This is a genomic window from Pseudomonas sp. JUb42, assembly GCF_024807945.1.
GTDB lineage: Bacteria > Pseudomonadota > Gammaproteobacteria > Pseudomonadales > Pseudomonadaceae > Aquipseudomonas.
In genome coordinates, this window is the sequence record NZ_JANUFD010000018.1 from 117329 (window position 1) to 137257 (window position 19929).

18 protein-coding genes and 1 pseudogene are annotated in these 19929 nt (G+C 61.4%); 8 read left to right on the plus strand and 11 right to left on the minus strand.

The features are described 5' to 3' along the window. Nucleotides 1-3 precede the first annotated feature (3 nt). From M2401_RS29250 to M2401_RS29275, 7 genes and pseudogenes are all read right to left on the minus strand, one after another. Nucleotides 4-1245 carry an AGE family epimerase/isomerase gene (locus M2401_RS29250; protein WP_259109204.1) on the minus strand — a complete coding sequence of 414 codons (1242 nt, stop codon included), beginning with the start codon at nucleotides 1243-1245 and terminating at the stop codon, nucleotides 4-6. Between the two features lie 297 nt (nucleotides 1246-1542). Beyond that, nucleotides 1543-2406 carry a methyl-accepting chemotaxis protein gene (locus tag M2401_RS34825; RefSeq protein WP_409034005.1) on the minus strand — a complete coding sequence of 288 codons (864 nt, stop codon included), beginning with the start codon at nucleotides 2404-2406 and terminating at the stop codon, nucleotides 1543-1545. Then, a pseudogene (locus tag M2401_RS34830) lies at nucleotides 2401-3168 on the minus strand (MCP four helix bundle domain-containing protein); the annotation flags it as partial. The gene M2401_RS34825 and the pseudogene M2401_RS34830, both read right to left, overlap by 6 nt. 139 nt (nucleotides 3169-3307) lie before the next feature. Beyond that, nucleotides 3308-3685 (minus strand): VOC family protein, encoded by a 378-nt coding sequence (locus tag M2401_RS29260; protein ID WP_259109207.1) that lies wholly within the window; start codon nucleotides 3683-3685, stop codon nucleotides 3308-3310. Beyond that, the gene (locus tag M2401_RS29265) at nucleotides 3682-4644 is read right to left on the minus strand and encodes a hydroxymethylglutaryl-CoA lyase (protein ID WP_259109209.1); all 963 of its coding nucleotides are present in this window, start codon (nucleotides 4642-4644) and stop codon (nucleotides 3682-3684) included. Before M2401_RS29265 ends, M2401_RS29260 begins: the two co-directional genes overlap by 4 nt. 15 nt (nucleotides 4645-4659) lie before the next feature. Further along, nucleotides 4660-5850 (minus strand): CaiB/BaiF CoA-transferase family protein, encoded by a 1191-nt coding sequence (locus M2401_RS29270; protein WP_259109211.1) that lies wholly within the window; start codon nucleotides 5848-5850, stop codon nucleotides 4660-4662. 209 nt (nucleotides 5851-6059) lie between these two features. Beyond that, nucleotides 6060-6971, minus strand: a complete 912-nt coding sequence (locus M2401_RS29275; protein ID WP_259109213.1) for a LysR family transcriptional regulator — start codon at nucleotides 6969-6971, stop codon at nucleotides 6060-6062. A 214-nt stretch (nucleotides 6972-7185) separates the two neighbouring features. Between M2401_RS29275 and M2401_RS29280 the strand changes: the two genes are divergently transcribed. Further along, nucleotides 7186-7443 carry a DUF2790 domain-containing protein gene (locus tag M2401_RS29280; protein ID WP_259109215.1) on the plus strand — a complete coding sequence of 86 codons (258 nt, stop codon included), beginning with the start codon at nucleotides 7186-7188 and terminating at the stop codon, nucleotides 7441-7443. 47 nt (nucleotides 7444-7490) lie between these two features. Here M2401_RS29280 and M2401_RS29285 read toward each other — a convergent pair whose 3' ends face one another. The 3 genes from M2401_RS29285 to M2401_RS29295 all read right to left on the minus strand — a co-directional run bounded on the left by M2401_RS29285 (nucleotide 7491) and on the right by M2401_RS29295 (nucleotide 10691). Continuing rightward, nucleotides 7491-8630: a glycerate kinase gene (locus M2401_RS29285; protein WP_259109217.1), complete on the minus strand. Its 1140-nt coding sequence runs from the start codon at nucleotides 8628-8630 to the stop codon at nucleotides 7491-7493. A 238-nt stretch (nucleotides 8631-8868) separates the two neighbouring features. Beyond that, entirely contained in the window at nucleotides 8869-9960 is a 1092-nt protein-coding gene (locus M2401_RS29290) for a sugar diacid recognition domain-containing protein (RefSeq protein WP_259109219.1), read from the minus strand. A 17-nt stretch (nucleotides 9961-9977) separates the two neighbouring features. Continuing rightward, nucleotides 9978-10691 carry a FadR/GntR family transcriptional regulator gene (locus M2401_RS29295; protein WP_259109221.1) on the minus strand — a complete coding sequence of 238 codons (714 nt, stop codon included), beginning with the start codon at nucleotides 10689-10691 and terminating at the stop codon, nucleotides 9978-9980. A gap of 390 nt (nucleotides 10692-11081) precedes the next feature. Between M2401_RS29295 and M2401_RS29300 the strand changes: the two genes are divergently transcribed. The 7 genes from M2401_RS29300 (at nucleotide 11082) to M2401_RS29330 (ending at nucleotide 19186) form a co-directional block, all read left to right on the plus strand. Beyond that, nucleotides 11082-12431 (plus strand): MFS transporter, encoded by a 1350-nt coding sequence (locus M2401_RS29300; protein ID WP_259109223.1) that lies wholly within the window; start codon nucleotides 11082-11084, stop codon nucleotides 12429-12431. Between the two features lie 39 nt (nucleotides 12432-12470). Next, on the plus strand, nucleotides 12471-13820 hold the full coding sequence (gene gudD, locus M2401_RS29305) for a glucarate dehydratase (protein WP_259109225.1): 1350 nt from the start codon (nucleotides 12471-12473) through the stop codon (nucleotides 13818-13820). Between the two features lie 291 nt (nucleotides 13821-14111). Then, nucleotides 14112-14765 (plus strand): DUF1345 domain-containing protein, encoded by a 654-nt coding sequence (locus M2401_RS29310; protein ID WP_259109228.1) that lies wholly within the window; start codon nucleotides 14112-14114, stop codon nucleotides 14763-14765. A gap of 197 nt (nucleotides 14766-14962) precedes the next feature. Beyond that, nucleotides 14963-15928, plus strand: a complete 966-nt coding sequence (locus M2401_RS29315) for a D-2-hydroxyacid dehydrogenase family protein (protein ID WP_259109230.1) — start codon at nucleotides 14963-14965, stop codon at nucleotides 15926-15928. 217 nt (nucleotides 15929-16145) lie between these two features. Further along, complete coding sequence (locus M2401_RS29320; RefSeq protein ID WP_259109232.1) at nucleotides 16146-17057, plus strand: formate/nitrite transporter family protein; 912 nt, start codon at nucleotides 16146-16148, stop codon at nucleotides 17055-17057. A 76-nt stretch (nucleotides 17058-17133) separates the two neighbouring features. Beyond that, the gene (locus tag M2401_RS29325) at nucleotides 17134-17817 is read left to right on the plus strand and encodes a response regulator transcription factor (RefSeq protein WP_259109234.1); all 684 of its coding nucleotides are present in this window, start codon (nucleotides 17134-17136) and stop codon (nucleotides 17815-17817) included. After that, nucleotides 17795-19186 carry a HAMP domain-containing sensor histidine kinase gene (locus M2401_RS29330; protein WP_259109236.1) on the plus strand — a complete coding sequence of 464 codons (1392 nt, stop codon included), beginning with the start codon at nucleotides 17795-17797 and terminating at the stop codon, nucleotides 19184-19186. Before M2401_RS29325 ends, M2401_RS29330 begins: the two co-directional genes overlap by 23 nt. Before the next feature lie 195 nt (nucleotides 19187-19381). Here the strand turns inward: M2401_RS29330 and M2401_RS29335 are convergent, their stop codons facing one another. Beyond that, complete coding sequence (locus tag M2401_RS29335; RefSeq protein WP_259109238.1) at nucleotides 19382-19792, minus strand: hypothetical protein; 411 nt, start codon at nucleotides 19790-19792, stop codon at nucleotides 19382-19384. Nucleotides 19793-19929 lie beyond the last annotated feature (137 nt).

Below are 19929 nucleotides of genomic sequence, written 5' to 3' on the forward strand. Positions count from 1 at the left end.
CTGTCAGACCAACGCCAGACCACTGGCCAGGCTCGGCGCCAGCGGCAGCATCGGCAGCAGCACCGCCTGATAGGCGTGATAGAGATCCGGCTTGCCGCCCCAGATATCAGCGCTGGGCAGGTTGTCCGGATTCAGCTCATGGCGCCAGCTGCCGTGTTCACGGTCGATGAACAGGGTCTCGTTGAACTCCCAGAACACCCGGTACCAGTCCTCATAGACGTGCTCGCCGGTGCGTTGCAACAGCGACGCTGCCGCTGCAGCCGCTTCGCAGTGCGTCCAGTGCAGGCGATGGCGCACCACCGGGTGATTTTCCCAGTCCAGGGTGTAGACGATGCCGGGCTTGCCATCGACGTTCCAGCCGTAGCGGCAGGCGTTGGCGAACAGACCACGGGCATCTTCGACCAACCAGTAAGGCGCTGGCATTTGCGCGCGCTGCAACGACGCTTCGAGGTGCAGCAGCAACCGCGCCCATTCGAAGGCATGGCCCGGCGTGGTGCCGAACGGGCGGAAGCCATCCGCCGGGTTCTCCAGGTTGTAATCCTTGAGGGGCTGCCAATCCAGGCTGAAATGTTCGATGACCTGAAAATCGTTGGCCACGGCATGACCATGAATCACTCGTTCGACAATGCTCAGCGCCCGCGTCAACCAGCGCGCATCGCCCGTGACATCGGCAAGGGCGAGAAAGGCCTCGGTGCTGTGCATGTTGCTGTTAGCGCCGCGATAGGCTTCCTCACCACTCCAGTCCCGGGCGAAGGATTCGCGCATCGCGCCCTCTTCTTCGCTCCAGAAATGGCTATGAATGATCTGGATGGCATCGTTGAGCAGCACCTGCGCCCCAGGACGCCCGGCGACCACGGCGGAGCTGGCGGCCAGGGCGACAAAGGCATGCAGATAAGCGGCCTTGCCCGTGTCAGCGGCGTATTCCAACGGCGCGCAAAACCAGCCGCCATGCTCAGCATCCCGCAACGGCCCGGACAACGCAGCGATGCCGTGGTCAACCAGCGCAGCACAGCCAGGAATGCCACGGATATGGGCCATGGCAAAGCTGTGAGTCATGCGCGCGGTGTTCATGGTTTCGGCGTGGGCGTCAGCGGGCAGGCGCCCCTGATCGTCGAGATTGCCGAAGCCCTGAGGGAGTTTGGCTGCCTTGGCGAAGGCCAGCAGGCGATTGCCTTCCTGTTCCAGCCAGTGCCGATGACCGGGGGCATGCAACCAGCTGCTGAAGGTGTAATTGTTATTGTCCATGGGCTGTTTCGCCTCCATCGATGGTCGAGTCTCAGCGGCCGGACCAGGCGGCCGTGGCGCATGATGCGCGCCACGGCGGGGGTACGGCAAGCCGACCTCGAACAAGGCTGAAACGTTCCTGCCGATTGGCGTGAATTGCAGTGTCTGTGGGAGCGGATTCATCCGCGAAGAGGTCAGTTCAATCGATGCAAAGGTATCGACTGTGCCGACCTCGTTCGCGAATGAATTCGCTCCCACAATTCGCTCCCACAATCGGCTCCCACAAAAAAGCGCCTTATTCAAATAAGCGCAGTGACATCAAACCCTGAACCGCGCCACCACCTGACTCAACTCTGCCGCCAGTCGCGACAACTCGTGGCTGGACGAACTGATCTGGTTGGCGCCCGTGGTCGATTGCATCGACAGGTCGCGGATATTGACGATATTGCGGTCCACTTCCCGGGCCACCTGGGCTTGCTCTTCGGCGGCGCTGGCGATGACCAGGTTGCGCTCGGATATCTGCTGGATAGATGCCGTGATCGACACCAGTGCCTCCCCTGCCCCCTGAGCCAGGGTCAGGGTCGAGCCGGCCTGTTCGCGGCTGGCCAGCATCGACTCCAGGGCCTGGGCCGAGCCACTGCGCATGGCCGAGACCATCTTGTCGATTTCCAGGGTCGATTGCTGAGTGCGATGAGCCAGAGCCCGCACTTCATCCGCCACCACGGCAAAACCGCGACCGGATTCCCCGGCCCGCGCCGCTTCGATGGCCGCGTTGAGAGCCAGCAGGTTGGTCTGCTCAGCAATCGAGCGAATCACGTCCAGCACCTTGCCGATATCCTGAGACTGGTCGGCCAGGCTCTGCACCAGGTTCGAGGTCGACTGCACAGTGCTGGTCAGGGTCTGGATCGACTGCACGGTTTCCACTACGCGCTTCTGCCCGGCCTGGGCCGAATCATTGGAGTCGTTGGACGCTTCGGATGTAGACACCGCATTGCGTGCCACTTCTTCGACCGCCGAAGTCATCTCGTTGACCGCCGTGGCGGCCTGATCGATTTCGGCGTTCTGCTGATGCAGGCCACGGTAGCTGTCTTCCGTGATCGAATTCAGTTCGGTGGCCGCCGCCGCCAGTTGCGTGGCGGAGCTGCCGATATGGCTCATGGCCGAACGCAGGTTGCCCTGCATCTGTTCAAGAGCGCGTTGCAGGCGGGTGACTTCGTCGCTGCCATCAACCTTGATGGACTGGGTCAGATCGCCCTTGGCGACAAACTCGGCCGCCGTTACCGCGTCTTCCAGTGGGCGCACGATACTGCGGGTCAGCCACAGCGCCAGGCCGATGGTGCCGAGACCGGCGATGATGACGAAAATCAGCACAATGGTGCGCGAGTGATCGTACTGCGCTTCGGCCGACTTGCCCTCGATCTCGACCTGTTTGGCGTAGTAGTCGCTGAAGTCGTTGAGCTGCTTGCCGGAACCGTCGACGATGGTTTTCATATCCACCAGCAACAGCTTGAGCAGGCCATCGCGATTGCCCTGGTCGGCAAGGACAAACGATTGCTGCAAGCCCTTCTGATAGTCATTCAGGGTCGCGCGGAACGGCTCGTACAAGGCGCGCTCTTCAGGGGTATCGACAAACTTGTCCAGGGTTGCCAGGCGATCGGTCAGGTCCTTGTTGCGCACATCCATCTGACCACGATAGGTGGGGATATTTTTCTGATCCGGATCCAGGGCCATGCGCAGGGAGATCGTACGAATGCGCAGCATGATTTCACGAATGTCGTTGACCACGCGGATGCTCGGCATCCAGTTGCTCTCAACGGCCAGCTCGCTTTGACGAATCGTCGACATCTGCACCATGGCAAACCAGCCAAGCAGCACGACCAGCAGAGAAATAAGGGTGAAACCCAGGCCCGCGCGGCGGGCAATAGTCATAGCGCGTACATTCATGGCCGCAGTCTCGTTGTTATAAGGGCAGTATCGAGGACAGTTCTAATTGTCCTACAACTTCAGGCTATCGACCTGACTGCTCTCTTCTTGACCCTGCGCGAAGAAAAATTACCCAAACGGTTAATACACAAATAACCGTTCAGGCCTGCTCGGAAATCTCGATCAGATTAAGGTCCGGATCACGTACATAAACCGAACGAATCGGCCCGGTGGCGCCGGTGCGCATGATGGGGCCTTCGATGATCGGCCAGTCAACGGCATGCAGGTGCTCGATGACCTTGTCCAGCGGGATCGAGGCGATGAAACACAGGTCCAGCGCCCCCGGCACCGGCACATGGGCCTTGGGCTCGAATTCCTGACCGCGGATATGCAGATTGATTTTCTGGTTACCGTACTTGAATGCCATGCGCCCGGCCCCGAAGGTTTCCAGCTGCATGCCCATGACCCTTGTATAAAAGTCGACAGTGGCATCGGCGTTGACGGCGGTGAGGACCAGGTGGTCGAGATGATCGATCATGATGTGATCTCCTTGAGTGGCGACTCTTGCTGTTGCATCTCCATGACCCGCGCCGGCACCGGATGCAGGTCCAGGCGGCGCCCGGCCTTGAGGATCTGGCTCGGGACATCATGGCCAATCAGGTGCGGTAATCGCCCGGCAGCCGCCAGCACCCGATCGAGGTCAATGCCGGTGTCGTAGCCCATCAATTGCAGCATATGCACCAAGTCTTCGGTGCAGACGTTACCGCTGGCTCCCGGCGCATAAGGACAACCGCCGAGGCCGCCGAGGGAGGCATCGAAGCGGTCGATACCGGCCTCGATGGCTGCCAGTGCGTTGGCCAGGGCCATGCCACGGGTATTGTGGAAATGCAGGGTGGTCTGCAGGTGCGCGAAGCGCTCGCGAACCTGCGCCGACAGCGCCCGGACCTGGCTCGGAAAGGCCATGCCCGTGGTGTCGCAAAGAGTCACGCCACGCACGCCCAGTTCGGCAAAACGGCCAACCCAGCGCAGCACTTCATCGTTGGCGATATCCCCTTGCATCGGGCAGCCAAACACCGTGGACAGCGACACATTGATGGCAACCGGCCCCTGGCCGACAACCTGCACCACTTCCTTTAACTGGGCGAAGGACTGTTCACGGGTCATGCGCAGGTTCGAACGGTTATGGCTCTCGCTGACCGACATCACCAGATTGGCCTCATCGATGGCACAGGCCAGGGCCCGCTCGGCACCGCGCACATTGGGCACCAGCACGGTGTACTCGACGCCGGGATGACGCTGGATGCCGTGCATCACCTGCTCGGCATCACGCAACACCGGGATGGCCTTGGGCGAGGTGAACGAAGTGACTTCGATCTTGGCGTAGCCGCACTGGCTCAACGCGTCGACCATGGCGATCTTGTCGGCGGTGTCGATGAACCGGGCTTCGTTCTGGAAACCGTCACGGGTGGCGACTTCCTGGATATACAGGCGTTTCATTGACTGGACTCCTGTTCAGATGATGCCGCGACTACGCCATTGGGCACGGCGCTCGGCGTCGATACCCAGGCTTTCGAGAACTTCGTCGGTATGCTGGCCCAGGGTCGGCGCCGGTCGCTCGACGCTGCCGGGAGTGACGCTGAGTTTGGGCACGATGCCTGGCAGGGTGACGGGCGTGCCGTCGTCCAGATGGCTGTCGAGGAGCATGTCCCGGGCGCGATAGTGGGGATCGCTGGCGATATCGGCGGCGTTATAGATCTTGCCCGCCGGAATCCGCGCTTCGGTGAGCCGGGCCAGGACGTCGTCCAGATCATGCTGGGCGGCCCATGCGGAAATCGCCCCATCGATCACCTCCACCTGACGCACCCGCCCGTCGTTATGGGCCAGGGCAGGATCGGCGGCCAGATCAGGGCGCTCGATCAGGGCCATCAAACGCTGATAGATGCTGTCGCCATTGCCGGCGATCAAGGCATAGCGGCCGTCGCGGCAGCGGTAGGCGTTGGTCGGGGCAATCCCCGGCAGGCTGCTGCCTGCGGGTTCACGGACCACATCGAACACCGAGTACTCCGGAATCAGGCTTTCCATCATGTTGAACACTGATTCGTACAGCGCGACGTCGATCTGCTGCCCGGCACCGCCGTTCTGCTCGCGATGACGCAGGGCCATGAGCACGCCGATCACGCCGTGCAATGCCGACAGCGAATCGCCAATGGACACGCCGACCCGAACTGGCGTGCGCCCCGGTTCACCGGACAAGTGACGCAGGCCACCCATGGCTTCGCCGATCACGCCAAAGCCGGGACGGTCGCGATAAGGGCCGGTCTGCCCGTAGCCGGAGACCCTGAGCATGATCAGGCCGGGATTGAGCGCGCGCAGCGTCTCCCAGTCCATGCCCCAGCCTTCAAGGGTGCCGGGGCGGAAGTTTTCGATCAGCACATCGGCCTCGGCAATCAGCCGCCGGGCAACTTCCTGAGCCTCGGCTTCGCGCAAGTCCAGGGTCACCGAGCGCTTGTTGCGCGAGGACACCGCCCACCACACCGACGTGCCGTCATGCAGCAGGCGCCACTTACGCAGCGGATCACCGCTGCCCGGTGGTTCGACCTTGATCACATCGGCACCGAACTCGCCCAGCATCTTGGCGGCGAACGGCCCGGCAATCAGCTGGCCCAACTCGATGACCTTGATTCCCTGCAAAGGCTTTTGCATAAGCTCCCCGTTATTGGTTTGTTCTTGCGTGGGGAGGATTGTCACCCTTGGGCGGGCTGCTGAAAATCGGTTATTCGTCCATGACCCTTTCCCAAAGGGAAAGCCTAAGAAGCGGCGGGACCGGCTTTAGCCGGGAAAGAGCCCGTATACCCGACGCATATTGCCAATCATTACCACCGCCTTCCCGGCTAAAGCCGGTCCCACAAAGGTTATTCGGCACCCAGGGCCTGGAACAACCGCAACGCCTCCGGTTGCAGCCCCGCCACCGATTTGACCCCCAGCAACAACGTACGCCTGGCCCAATCATCGGTCAGCGCAACCGCACGCAAGCCAGGGCCGAACGGGCCAGGCTGCAGCAGCTCGGGGCGCACGGCAGCGTGGGGGAGCACGCCAATACCCAGGCCCGCCTCGATCATGCGGCAGATGCCATCGAAGCTGCTGACCTGGATCCGCACATTGAGCACCCGCCCCGCCCGCAGAGCGGCATCGCTGATCAGCCGCAGCAACGAGCTGCCCTGATTCAGGGCCACATAGTCGTAGGCCAGGGTGTCGCTGAAGGCAACGCCGGGCAGCCCGGCCAGGGGATGATCGGCAGGCACCAGCACGGCCAGTTGATCATGGCGATAAGCGAAGGTCTCGAGATGCGGCGCCGGCACGTTATCGGCAAACACCCCGATATCGGCGCGCCCACTGCCCACCGCCTCGATGATCGCCTCGCTCAGGGCCTCCTCCAGGCTGATGCGCAGCTGCGGGTTGTCCTTGAGAAACTGCGCCAGGTCGTCAGGCAAAAATTGCAGCACCGCCGAGGTGTTGGCCCAGACCTTCACATGCCCACGCACGCCCACGGCGTAGTCGCCGACATCCACGGCCATGCGATTGACCCCGTCGAGAATACTTCGAGCATGCTGGTGCAGGCCCTGCCCCGCCGAGGTCAGTTCCAGCCCGCGAGGCAAGCGGATAAACAACGCGCAATCGGTGACACGCTCAAGCTCGGCAATGCGCTTGCTCAGCGCCGACAGGGTCATGCCCGCATGCTCGGCGGCACGGGTCAGGCTGCCATGCTCGGCGGCGAGGAGAAAGACACGCAGGGACTGCAGATCGAAGTGGGCGTGGTTGATCATGGGGGGGCATCTCTCAAATCAGTCTACGTTGGAGCGAGGCTTGCCCGCGAACTGGACAACGCGATGCATAGGACACACCGCAGCGAGGCGTTCGCGCGCAAGCCTCGCTCCAACAGGCGCTCGATCTATTTTCTGCAGCGGTTGGAATAAACCCCACCCCGCTTCGTCGTACAGGCTCAAGAAGTTAAACCCACCTGTAACGAGAGAAGCTGCCATGAAAACCACCCTGATCGCCCTGACCCTGCTGTCCCTGAGCGCCGTTGCCACTGCCGCCAGTGCCAATACCCAAAACCAGGTGCCGGTAGAAAACTACACCTATGCCACTCATCTGGATATCGCCAAAGTCACCCATACCCCGGACATGGATTTCTGCGGCGTCAAGCCGGTGCAACTGGGCTACATCGACCACGCCGGCCAGTCCCACAACCTGCGCTATCAAGTCGTCGGCAATGGTTGCGACAGCGACAACTGAGTCCAGAGCGGGCGGCTACAACAACAATAACGCCCAGCCCTCCCCACTCAGTGCCTGGCTGCCAGCTGCCATACCCGCGCCAGATCCCGTGCCCGCTCATGCAGTAATGCCGCCGCATGGCGACAGGCGAAATCCAGCGTCATCGGCCCGCTGGCCAAGGCAAATGCAGCACTGATGCCGTGCTGATACAACTGCTCGTAACCTTCGCCCAGGGTGCCTGCCAACACCACCACCGGCACACCCTGGCGACGGGCGACCCGCGCCACGCCAAAAGGCGTCTTGCCGCGCAGGGTCTGGGCATCGAAGCGTCCCTCGCCGGTCAGTACCAGATCAGCGCCGGTCAATGCCTCGGCCAGACCGTTCAAGTCGGCCACTACTTCGACACCCGCACGAAACGACGCCTGCAGATACGCCTTGGCCGCAAAGCCCATGCCCCCTGCCGCACCGCTGCCAGGCTGATCGCGTACATCCTTGCCCAGTACCTGCGCCGTCAGTTCGGCAAAATGTCCAAGGGCCGCGTCCAGTGCCAGCACCTGTTCAGGTGAGGCGCCCTTCTGCGGGCCAAAGATATGGGACGCGCCATTAGGGCCACACAAGGGGTTATCGACATCGGCGGCGATTTCGAACTGCACATCGGCCAGACGCTTGTCGAAACCGGACAGATCAATCCGAGCCGCATCGGCCAGGGCCAGGCCACCGGCTGCCAGGCTCTGACCGCTGGCGTCGAAGAAACCTGCTCCCAGCGCTGCAAGCATGCCGCTGCCCGCGTCATTGGTGGCGCTGCCGCCGATGGCCAGAATGACCCGTCGGGCGCCCTTGTCCAAGGCGGCACGGATCAACTCACCGGTGCCGAACGTGCTGCTGATACAGGCGTCGCGCTGTTCGAGACTGAGCAATTGCAGGCCGCTGGCCATGGCCATTTCGATGATTGCCGTACGTGAGTCTTCGAGCCAGCCCCATTGCGCGTCAACCGGCTCGCCCAGCGGACCGCTGACGGTATTGCTCTGCCACTGGCCATTACAGGCCGCCAGCACCGCTTCGATGGTGCCCTCGCCGCCGTCGGCCATGGGGCACTTGACCAGTTCGGCGTCGGGCCAGACCTCCGTCAGGCCAGTGGCAATGGCATCGGCGACAGCCTGGGCACTTAGGCTGTCCTTGAAGGAGTCGGGGGCGATGACGATTTTCATGGGATATCTCTTCAAACAACACTATTCGAATTGGCGATATTTCTTTGTGGGAGCGTGGCTTGCCCGCGAAGGCGATGGGTCAGGCATCAAATCTGTATCGGATGTACCAGTCTCTTCGCGGGCAAGCCTCTTTCCTACAGTTGTCTATCCGCAGATACTCTCACTGCCTCAACCCTTTGCCGCCTGCCCTTCGCACAATGAACCGCCCGGCGCTTTGGTCATTCGAACAATGCCCGCCTCAGGCCGGGCGCGGGCTCATGTGCAGGCCCAGGCACAGACGCAGCAGATCATCGGTGCGATAAGGATCGCAGCCACTCAGTTCAGCGATCTTTTCCAGACGATAGCGCAGGCTGTTGCGATGGATGCCCAGGGCTTCGGCGCAGGCCTGGCTTTCGCCGCTGTATTCGATCCAGCCGCGCAGGGTTTCCAGTAGCTGGGCGTGATCACGCAGGCGGTTGAGCGGTTCGGTCAAGCCCTCGGCCAGAGGGTCATGACGATAACGCCAGAACAGCACCGCCAGCCGGTTCGGCGCCAGGCGCAGCAAACGCTGGCCGGGCTGCACATGGCTGGCGTAATCGAGCAAGTCGCTGGCGGCGGCGCAGGCCTGGCGCAAACCCGGCAAATCGGCCGAGCGTTCCACCGTGGCCATGCGCACTACCGCCCAGCCCTGTTCGTCGAATTGCTCCAGCAGCAATGCATCGTCGCGCTCGCGGCCTGCGGCCCGGCACCAATACAACAGCGTCGGCTCGCGCATCACACACCAGCTATTGGCATAGCGGCCATTGAGCCAGGTCATCACTGCGCCACCCGCTTGAGATTGCGCGGGCAACTGGATCAACACCGCCTGACGCGGCAACTGCGGTTGCAGGCCCAGTTGTTCGGCTTCCAGCACCAGACTGTCCGGGCAATCGGCCAGTAACAGCCGCGACAGCAGGTCCTCGCTGCGCTGCTGCCGCCACTGTTCACTGGCCTGCTGGCGGCGGTGTTCCATGAGCATTTCCGCAGTCATGCGCACCAGTTCGCCATAGACCCGGACCTGCTCCGGCTCGCCGGTGATACCCAGCACTCCCACCAGCTTGCCGTCGAGCATCAGCGGCAGGTTCACGCCCTGGCGCACGCCATTCAGGCTTTTGGCCGCCTGCTCGTCGATTTCCACCACCCGACTGTTGGCCAATACCAGTTGCGCACCTTCGTGACGGGTATACAGGCGCTCGGCATCACCGCTGCCGATGATGATGCCCAGGTAGTCCATGACATTGACGTTGCACGGCAGAATCGCCATGGCCCGGTCGACGATGTCCTGGGCCAACGCGTGATCAAGGGCAAACATGCGCGGCTCCTGCCTGGTTATTCATGAGGCGCCAGCCGTTCGCGGCTGTTGCTCAGGTGGGTCCACATGGCGGCGCGGGCGGCGTCCGGGTCCTGGCGGCGAATGGCGCTGAGCAGCGCCTCGTGCTCGAGGTTGGCCAACTGGGCATGGTGCGCCAGGTTGACCCCGGCCCGCTCGCTGGAAGCAATACGGCTGCGGGGAATAATGCCGCTGCCCAGGTGCTGCATGATCTCGACGAAATAGGCATTGCCAGTGGCTTCGGCAATCAGCATATGGAAGCGCCGGTCAGCCTCGACGCAGCTGTCTTCGTTGGCCAGCAGCTCCTGATAATCATCCAGCGCCTGACGCATGGCCGCCAGATGCGCATCGGTGCGGCGCAGCGCAGCCAGGGCCACGGCCTGGGTTTCCAGGCCCAGGCGCAGTTCCAGAATGGCACGCACACCGGAGGCGGTCTCGACCTTCAGATGCAAGCCCGTGGACTCGCTGCGCTCCAATACAAAAGTGCCGACGCCATGGTGCGTCTCCACCAGCCCGGCCGCCTGCAATTTGGAGATAGCCTCCCGCACCACGGTGCGGCTGACGCCATGCTCGCGGACGATCTGGTTTTCCGAAGGCAACTTCTGCCCGGCCGCCAGCCTGCCCGACGCAATGCGCTGGCTGAGATCAGCGACCAGGTCGGTGGCCAGGTTATGCGGGCGACGTCTGGCGGGGCTTGGAACGGGGTCGGGCATGGCTGCGGATCCGGCTGCGAATGACGCGATCATAGCATCGGCCTTGTATGACGAGTCAGCCTCAGTACTTGTTGAACTTGTATAACAAGTAGCTTAAATCAGCCTGAGCCGGGATCACCGCTGGTCCATAAACAGGATAATTTTTTCATCTTAAAAACCTCAGTCAAATATTTATTTACAACTTGTCGCTCACTAAAATCAGCAATAAATCGATTAAAATACGGAAATCACGCCTAAATTCCAAAAAAGTCACCACTTCTAAAAAGCAGTTGAAAGTCGCAAAAGAACATTGATCGCCTCTTGCGCCGGGATTTTTTACTTGTATGATGACGAACAACACCAGGGGCCTCATGCCCCGCCCCGCATAAAAATAACGAGTGGGACATCACAATGCAGACATCCAATCCCGGGATGAACGCGGCTGACGATTCGGTGCTGCAATCCGCCGTTTCCAAGGTCAAGCGCCACATCCTGCCGCTATTCGTGATCATGTTTATCGTCAACTACATCGACCGGGTGAACATCGGCTTCGTGCGTTCGCACATGGAGCATGACCTGGGTATCGGTGCAGCCGCCTACGGCTTCGGTGCCGGGCTGTTCTTCCTCAGTTACGCGCTGTTCGAAGTCCCCTCCAATATCCTCATGCAGAAAGTCGGCGCCCGCCTGTGGCTGACCCGCATCATGTTCACCTGGGGCCTGGTAGCGGCCGGCATGGCCTTTATCCAGACCGAAACCCACTTCTATATTCTGCGCTTCCTGCTGGGCATCGCCGAAGCCGGCTTCTTCCCCGGCGTGATCTACTACTTCACCCGCTGGCTGCCCGGCGTCGAACGCGGCAAAGCGGTGGCGATCTTCCTCAGCGGCTCGGCTCTTGCTTCACTGATCTCCGGCCCGCTGTCCGGGCTGCTCCTGCAAATCAACGGCCTGGGCCTCAAGGGCTGGCAGTGGATGTACCTGATCGAAGGGCTGTTTTCCGTAGGGCTTTGCGTGTTCGTCTGGTTCTGGCTCGATTCGCGCCCGGCTGATGCCAAATGGCTGAGCCAGGAAGAACAACTGGCCCTGACCACCGCCATCGATGACGAGCAGAAAGCCCGCGAAGCCGCCACCCCGGTCAAGCCGTCGATGTTCGCGCTGCTCAAGGACAAGCAAATCCTGCTGTTCTGCGTGCTCTACTTCTGCATCCAGCTGACCATCTATGCGGCGACCTTCTGGCTGCCGAGCATCATTAAGAAAATGGGCGATCTCAGCGAAATGCAGGTTGGCCTGTTCAACTCGATCCCCTGGCTGCTGTCGATTATCGGTATGTACGCCTTCGCCTCGTTCTCGGCGAAATGGAAAAACCAGCAGGCCTGGGTCGCCACTGCGCTGTTGATCGCCGCCGCCGGGATGTTCATGTCCACCATCGGCAGCCCGATCTTCGCCTTCGTCGCCATCTGCTTCGCGGCGCTGGGCTTCAAGTCGGCCTCATCACTGTTCTGGCCGATTCCCCAGGCGTACCTGGATGCACGGATCGCCGCCGGAGTCATTGCCCTGATCAACTCGGTGGGCAACCTGGGCGGCTTCGTCTCCCCGGCCACCTTCGGCTTTCTGGAGCAGCACACCGGCTCGATCCAGGGCGGCCTGTATGGTCTGACGGCGACGTCGATCATCGCCGCGATCCTGGTCTTCGCCGCGCGCAACGTGCCCAAGGGCAGCCCGGCGCCGGCCCCGGTGATCAAACCGGCCACCAGCCACTCCTGAACCTCTATTCGAAGCGACTCGTTTTTACAGGATTCCGTTATGAACACGCTCAATACCCAGATCAGCAAAGCCCCGGTCATTACCAGCCTGCAAGTGGTGCCGGTGGCCGGCCATGACGACATGCTGCTCAACCTCAGCGGCGCCCACGGCCCCTACTTCACCCGCAATATCGTGATCATCAAGGACAACGCCGGCAACACCGGAGTCGGCGAAGTACCGGGCGGCGAGCGCATTCGTCAGACCCTGGAAGATGCCCGCCCGCTGCTGGTCGGTCAGACGCTGGGCAACTACCAGAAGATCCTCAACAGCGTGCGCCAGGCCTTTGCCGAGCGTGATGCCGGTGGCCGCGGCCTGCAAACCTTCGACCTGCGCATCACCATTCACGCTGTCACGGCCCTGGAAGCGGCCCTGCTTGACTTGCTTGGCCAGCATCTGGATGTGCCGGTTGCCGCCCTGCTCGGCGAAGGCCAGCAGCGTGATGAAGTGAAGATGCTCGGCTACCTGTTCTACGTCGGTGATCAGAAGAAAACCAATCTGGCCTACCGCACCGAGGCGGACGCCGATAACGACTGGTTCCGCGTACGTCACGAAGAAGCACTGACCCCGCAAGCCGTGGTGCGTCTGGCCGAAGCAGCCTATGCCCAATACGGTTTCCAGGACTTCAAGCTCAAGGGCGGCGTGCTCAGCGGCGACGCGGAAATCGAAGCGGTCACCGCCCTGGCCGAGCGCTTCCCTGATGCCCGCATCACCCTGGACCCCAACGGCGCCTGGTCGCTGAAAGAGGCCATTCGCCTGTGCCGCGATCAGCATCACGTACTGGCTTACGCAGAGGATCCTTGCGGCGCCGAGAACGGTTACTCGGGACGTGAAGTCATGGCCGAGTTCCGCCGTGCCACGGGCCTGAAGACCGCGACCAATATGATCGCCACCGACTGGCGCGAAATGGGCCATGCGATCCAGCTGCAATCGGTGGACATCCCCCTGGCCGACCCACATTTCTGGACCATGCAGGGCTCGGTTCGCGTGGCACAGATGTGCAACGAATGGGGCCTGACTTGGGGTTCCCATTCCAACAACCACTTCGACATTTCCCTGGCCATGTTCACCCACGTTGCCGCCGCCGCACCGGGCGACATCACCGCCATCGACACCCACTGGATCTGGCAGGACGGCCAGCGCCTGACCAAGGCCCCGCTGCAGATCGTCGGCGGCTGCGTGCAGGTGCCGAAGAAGGCCGGCCTGGGTATCGAGCTGGATATGGATCAGGTGGCCAAGGCTCACGAACTGTACAAAGGCATGGGCCTGGGCGCCCGTGACGACAGCGTCGCCATGCAGTTCCTGATCCCGGACTGGAAGTTCAACAACAAGCAGCCTTGCCTGGTGCGTTGAGCCGCTCGTCAAACAAAGAAATGCAGCAAAGCTTTGACGCGCACCAGTGGGAGCGAATTCATTCGCGAAGAGGCCGGTACATCCATTAGATATTCGTCGCTCGGAATGCCGCATTCGCGAATGAATTCGCTCCCACAGCGCTCAATGCCCTCTCGCCCGACCTTAACGTCGCCAGATTCAAAGCAACAAACACTTGCCACTCCTGGCAACCGGCACGCAACCCCCTTGCGTGCCGTTTTTCTATCAACGGCATGCTAAGGTTCGCCCCATCTTCCCCTGCGATGCCTGCCCATGTCCGCGCTCTCCCAAACCCACCCGCGCCTGACCATCGCCGCCCTGATCGGCCTGGCCTGCGGCGCTGCCTCGATCTATGTTGCACCATCCCTGAGCCTGATCAGCCATTGCCTGATCGGCTGGAATATCGGCGTCTGGCTGTACCTGATCCTGATCATGATCCGCACCTTCCGCACCAATGCCGACGACGCCCGACGCATCTCCATGGTCGAAGACGAGAACGCCGGGCTGGTACTGGTCACCGTCTGTATCGCCGCCCTGGCCAGCCTCGCAGCGATTATTCTGGAACTGACCGGCAGCCAGGGCCTGGCCAATAACGAGAAAGCCCTGCGCTATGGCTTTACCGGCCTGACCATCATCGGCTCATGGCTGTTAATAGGCGTGGTATTCAGCCTGCACTACGCGCGGCTCTATTACACCTGGTCAGGCAAGGAACCGGCCCTGCGCTTTGCTGATGGCGAGCGCAATCCGGATTACTGGGACTTCCTGTACTTCTCCTTCACCTTAAGTGTTGCCGTACAGACCTCCGACGTCGGCGTGGCGACCCGGATTTTGCGCAAGGTGGTCCTGGCGCAGTCGCTGATCGGGTTTCTGTTCAATACCGCAATCCTGGGCTTTTCGATCAATATTGCAGCGGGGTTGTTTGGCTAAAGCTTTACGTTGGAGCGAGGTTTGCCCGCGAAGGAGCTGGTGCATTCGCCCCATCTTTTTCGCCTCAGATAATGCCTTCGCGGGCAAGCCTCGCTCCAACAGTTTCGCCCAAAGTTACTGTGGTCGAGTTCTGAAGAAAACTGCTATAACGCCCATCCAATAACTCCAATCCTTGGCTTTAGCGAGGCACAACCGAAATGACGCAACCTGCCCTTCTGCGAATTGCCGTGCTCGATGACTGGCAATCCATCGCCAGCGGCGTACTGGACTGGTCGGTCCTCGACAGCGTTGGTGAAGTCAGCTTTCTCCATCAATACCCTGCCGACACCGCGACCATGGTCGAGCGCCTGGCTTCGTTCGACGTGATCTGCATCATGCGCGAACGCACGCCCTTCAACGAAGCGCTGCTCTCGCAACTGCCGAACCTCAAGCTGCTGGTCACCGGCGGCATGCGCAACGCCGCCATCGACGTCGCCGCAGCCCGCCGCCACGGCATCGAAGTCTGCGGTACGGAAAGCTACAAGCACGCCGCTCCCGAGCTGACCTGGGCACTGATCATGGGCATCACCCGTAATCTGGTCAGCGAGGCCAACTCCCTGCGCGCGGGCAACTGGCAGATCGGCATCGGCAGCGACCTGCACGGCAAGACCCTCGGCATTCTCGGCCTGGGCAGCATCGGCAAATGGATCGCCCGCTACGGCCAGGCGTTCGGCATGAAAGTCATTGCCTGGAGCCAGAACCTCACCGCCGAAGCGGCGGCCGAAGTCGGCGTGACCCGGGTCAGCAAGCAGGAGCTGTTCGAGCAGGCCGACATTCTCTCCGTACACCTGGTCCTCAGCGACCGCAGCCGCGGCCTGGTCGACGCAGAGGCATTGGGCTGGATGAAACCCACCGCCTACCTGATCAACTCCTCCCGCGGCCCGATTGTCGATGAAGCGGCGTTGATCGACAGCCTGCGCCACAAGCGCATCGCCGGTGCGGCCCTGGACGTCTTCGATATCGAGCCTCTGCCCGTAGATCATCCGTACCGCAGCCTCGATAACGTCCTGGCCACGCCCCATGTCGGCTACGTGACGCAGAACAACTACCATATGTTCTACAGCCAGATCATCGAAGATATCCAGGCCTGGCATGCCGGCAAGCCGATTCGCGTGTTTGCCTGATAGTCGGCTGGATGCACCTTGTTTGTGGGAGCGAGGCTTGCCCGCCAATGGCTTGACTGGGTATGTCTGACACACCGAGTTGCCCGGTTCGCGGGCAAGCCTTGCTCCAACAGGCGACATCCTGATTTTCTGCGTATGAAAAACCCTCGGCGAACGACGGGCGAGCGATTGTGTCTCAAAGCCACGCCTCCCCGCTCACCACGTCAAGGAAGTCCCCATGACCACCGAAAACGACGGCAAGACCCCAGGTCTGTCTGCTGAAGAAGAACGCGAGATCGACAAGAACCAGCCGCCCCGCGCTGCCGTGCTGCACGAAACCATTCGTGCCCAGGGCGATCAGGAGCTGGAGCGCAGTGTCGCGGCGTTGTTCTGGTCGGCCCTGGCCGCCGGGTTGACCATGGGCCTGTCACTGATGGGCATGGGGCTGTTCAACGCGCGACTGCCGGACGGCGAAGCCAGCAAGGTGATTGCCAGCCTCGGCTATTGCGCGGGCTTTCTCGCGGTGATCCTGGCGCGGCAGCAGTTGTTCACCGAGAACACCCTGACCGCCGTACTGCCCGTCATGACCAAACCGACCATCAAAAACTTCGGCCGCCTGCTCAGGCTGTGGAGCGTAGTACTGGTGGGCAATCTGATGGGCACCCTGCTGGTGGCCTACGTGATGCTGCATTTGCCGATCTTCGACAGCAAGACCGACGCCGCCTTTCTCGAGATCGGCCGCAAGGTCATGGAGAACGGTGTCGGCCAGATGTTCGCCAAGGGCATCGTCTCCGGCTGGATGATCGCCACCATGGTGTGGATGATTGCGTCAATGGAAGGCGGCAAGATCTGGATCATCGTGTTGATCACCTACCTGATGGCCCTGGGCGATTTCACCCATATCGTCGTCGGCTCTGCAGAAGTTTCCTACTTGGTATTCGCCGGTGAGCTACCGTGGAAGGACTTCATCACTATTTTCGCCGGACCGACCCTGGCCGGTAACATCATCGGCGGCAGTTTTATCTTCGCCCTGATCAGTCACGCCCAGATCCGCAGTGAGCGCGACCGCACAACCCGCGAAGAGCAACGCCAGCAAGCCTTGCGTCAGCGGCGCTTGGCTGAAGAGGCTGCCTCCAGCGACAAGACTTAAATTTTTATTTAGAAAGCCCCTGCGTTTTTAGGGGCAAAATGCAGCCTTCAGCCTTTAATTGATAGCGACAGGCCACATGACTCGAATTCTGACAATCGAAGACGATGCCGTCACCGCAAATGAAATTGTTGCCGAACTCAGCAGCCACGGCCTGGACGTGGACTGGGTCGACAACGGCCGCGAAGGCCTGGTGCGGGCGGTCAGCGGCGACTACGACTTGATCACCCTGGACCGCATGTTGCCGGAAGTCGATGGCCTGGCCATAGTCACCACTATCCGCGCCCTGGGTATTTCCACGCCAATCCTGATGATCAGCGCCCTTTCCGATGTCGACGAGCGGGTACGCGGCCTGCGCGCCGGTGGCGACGATTATCTGTCCAAACCCTTTGCTTCCGACGAAATGGCCGCCCGGGTCGAGGTGCTGCTGCGCCGCCGCAATCCGGTGACCGCCGCCGAAACCGTGCTGCGCGTCGCTGATCTGGAACTGAATCTGATCAGCCGTGAGGCCAGCCGTGGCGAGCAACCGCTGTCGCTGTTGCCCACCGAGTACAAGCTGCTGGAATTCCTGATGCGCAACAGCGGCCAGATCATCACCCGCATGATGATTTTCGAGGAAGTCTGGGGCTATCACTTCGACCCCGGCACCAACCTGATCGATGTGCATATCGGTCGTTTGCGCAAAAAGATCGACCCGCCCGGCATGACCCCGCTGATCCGAACCGTGCGAGGCTCCGGTTATGTCATTGCCGAACCCGTCTAACGGTTGGCGCTCTTCCAGCAGTCGTCTGCTGGCCTTGTACAGTTTTCTGTTCGTCGCCTGGAGCGGCATCCTGCTGGGCTTCCTGTACTGGGAAGTCACCAGTTACCTGGATAACCTGGCGCGCCATTCGCTGATGCAGCGCCAGCAGTTGTTTTCCCGCTTCGAAGGCGAACAACTGGTCGAAGCCCTGACCACCAGCGTGACCTACGACATCCGCACCGTGGACGCCTATGGCCTGTTCGACATGGACAAGCTGCCGATCAACGGGCCGATCCACCGCATCCCCCGGCATCTGCCGCTGGATGGGCAGATCCACGAGCTGAAAAACTGCACCGACTCCAACGACCCCGACCTGCCCCGGGACAGTTGCGATGCTGTCGCCATGCAGACCCGTGACGGCCGCTGGCTGGTGTTGGTACGGGACAACGGTTCGCTGTTCGCGGTCGCTACATTGATCCTGCACGCGCTGTTCTGGGGGATCTCCCTGACGATCATTCCCGGCGTGGCGGGCTGGCATCTGTTACGCCGCCGTCCCTTGCAGCGTATTCGCGGCATTCAGGCCAGCGCCGAGGCGATCATTGCCGGTGATCTGGCCCGGCGCCTGCCGGTGTCCAACAGCCGTGACGAACTGGACATGCTGGCGGTGATCGTCAATGCCATGCTCGACCGTATCGAGAAGCTGATGAACGAGGTCAAGGGCGTCTGCGACAATATCGCCCACGACTTGCGTACGCCCCTGACCCGCCTGCGCGCCCAGCTCTATCGCATCCAGCAGCAATCCCCGGAAGACTCGACCCAGGGCGAGCAGATGGCCCAGGTCATCGCCGATGCCGATACCCTGATGGCGCGTTTTCGCGGCCTTCTGCGCATCTCCGAGCTTGAGGATCATCAGCGTCGTTCGGCCTTCGTCGTCCTCGATCCCAAACTGCTATTGTTGGAGCTGTACGACTTCTACCTGCCTCTGGCCGAAGAAGGTCACGTATCCCTGCATGTCGAAATCGCCAACAACCTGCCACCGGTGACCGGCGACCGCGCCCTGCTGTTCGAGGCCCTGGCCAACCTGATGAGCAACTCGATCAAGTTCACCCCGGCCGGCGGCAGCGTACTGGTGATTGCCCGCGCCGAACTCGACAGCACCGTGATCGAAGTCCGAGACTCCGGCCCGGGCATCCCCCAGGCCGAACGCGAAGCGGTGTTCAAGCGCTTCTATCGCAGCGAAAGCGGCACCCAGTCCAGCGGCTTCGGCCTGGGCCTGTCCATCGTTGCCGCCATCGTCAACCTGCATGGCTTTCGCCTGCAGATCGGCAACAGCCCGTCGGGCGGCGCGAGTTTAGTGTTGGAGTGCAGACAAATGACGGATCTGGGCTAACCACAGACCGTTGGAGCGAGGCTTGCCCGCGAAGGCTTTGTCTCAGCCTCAAGATATGTATCGGATGTGCAGGCTCGTTCGCGGGCAAGCCACGCTCCCACGGGTTCTGCGCTGCTCCTGAAATTCAGGCACAAAAAAAAGCCCATGGCAGCAGCCATGGGCTCAACGAAGACCGTCGAAGGGAGCGTTCTTTACTCAGCCAGGCATGCAGTCGAAGTCATGGCTGCGACCCAGTTGCTTGCCGCTGGCGTCTTCCAGTACGGCGCTGTAATCCTCACCCAGGCTGCTCTCGACCACTTTGTAGCGGCTGCCGGCCTTGAACTGGTTGAAGTTGATATGGGTGGTGCAGCGCTCCTGATTGTTATCGCCGTCGGGCTCAATGATCAGGCTCAGGTCCAGGCGGTGGGCGCCGGGGGTGACGTCGAAGTAGCGGCCGTCATTGAGGCGTTTGCCATCCAGGTTTTCGGCCATCAGCACTGCTGACGGCTCTTCCTTCAAGCCGATCCAGGCTTCGGTGGGATCGGGCTTTGGCATGGGTCCCGCGCAGGCCGACAACAGCCCCACCAGACCCAGCATGGGCAGCAACAGCAGTGATTTGGACGACATGGTGAATAACCTCGGCAGTGGAAAATGCTGTTCCCTTGTGTATCAGCGCTTGAAGCGTCAGGGCTTGCGATGGGGCCAGCTTGGCGAGGGGGTGAATGAAGCTCAAATGAATAACCGATGAAAGCTCCTTGCTGTCT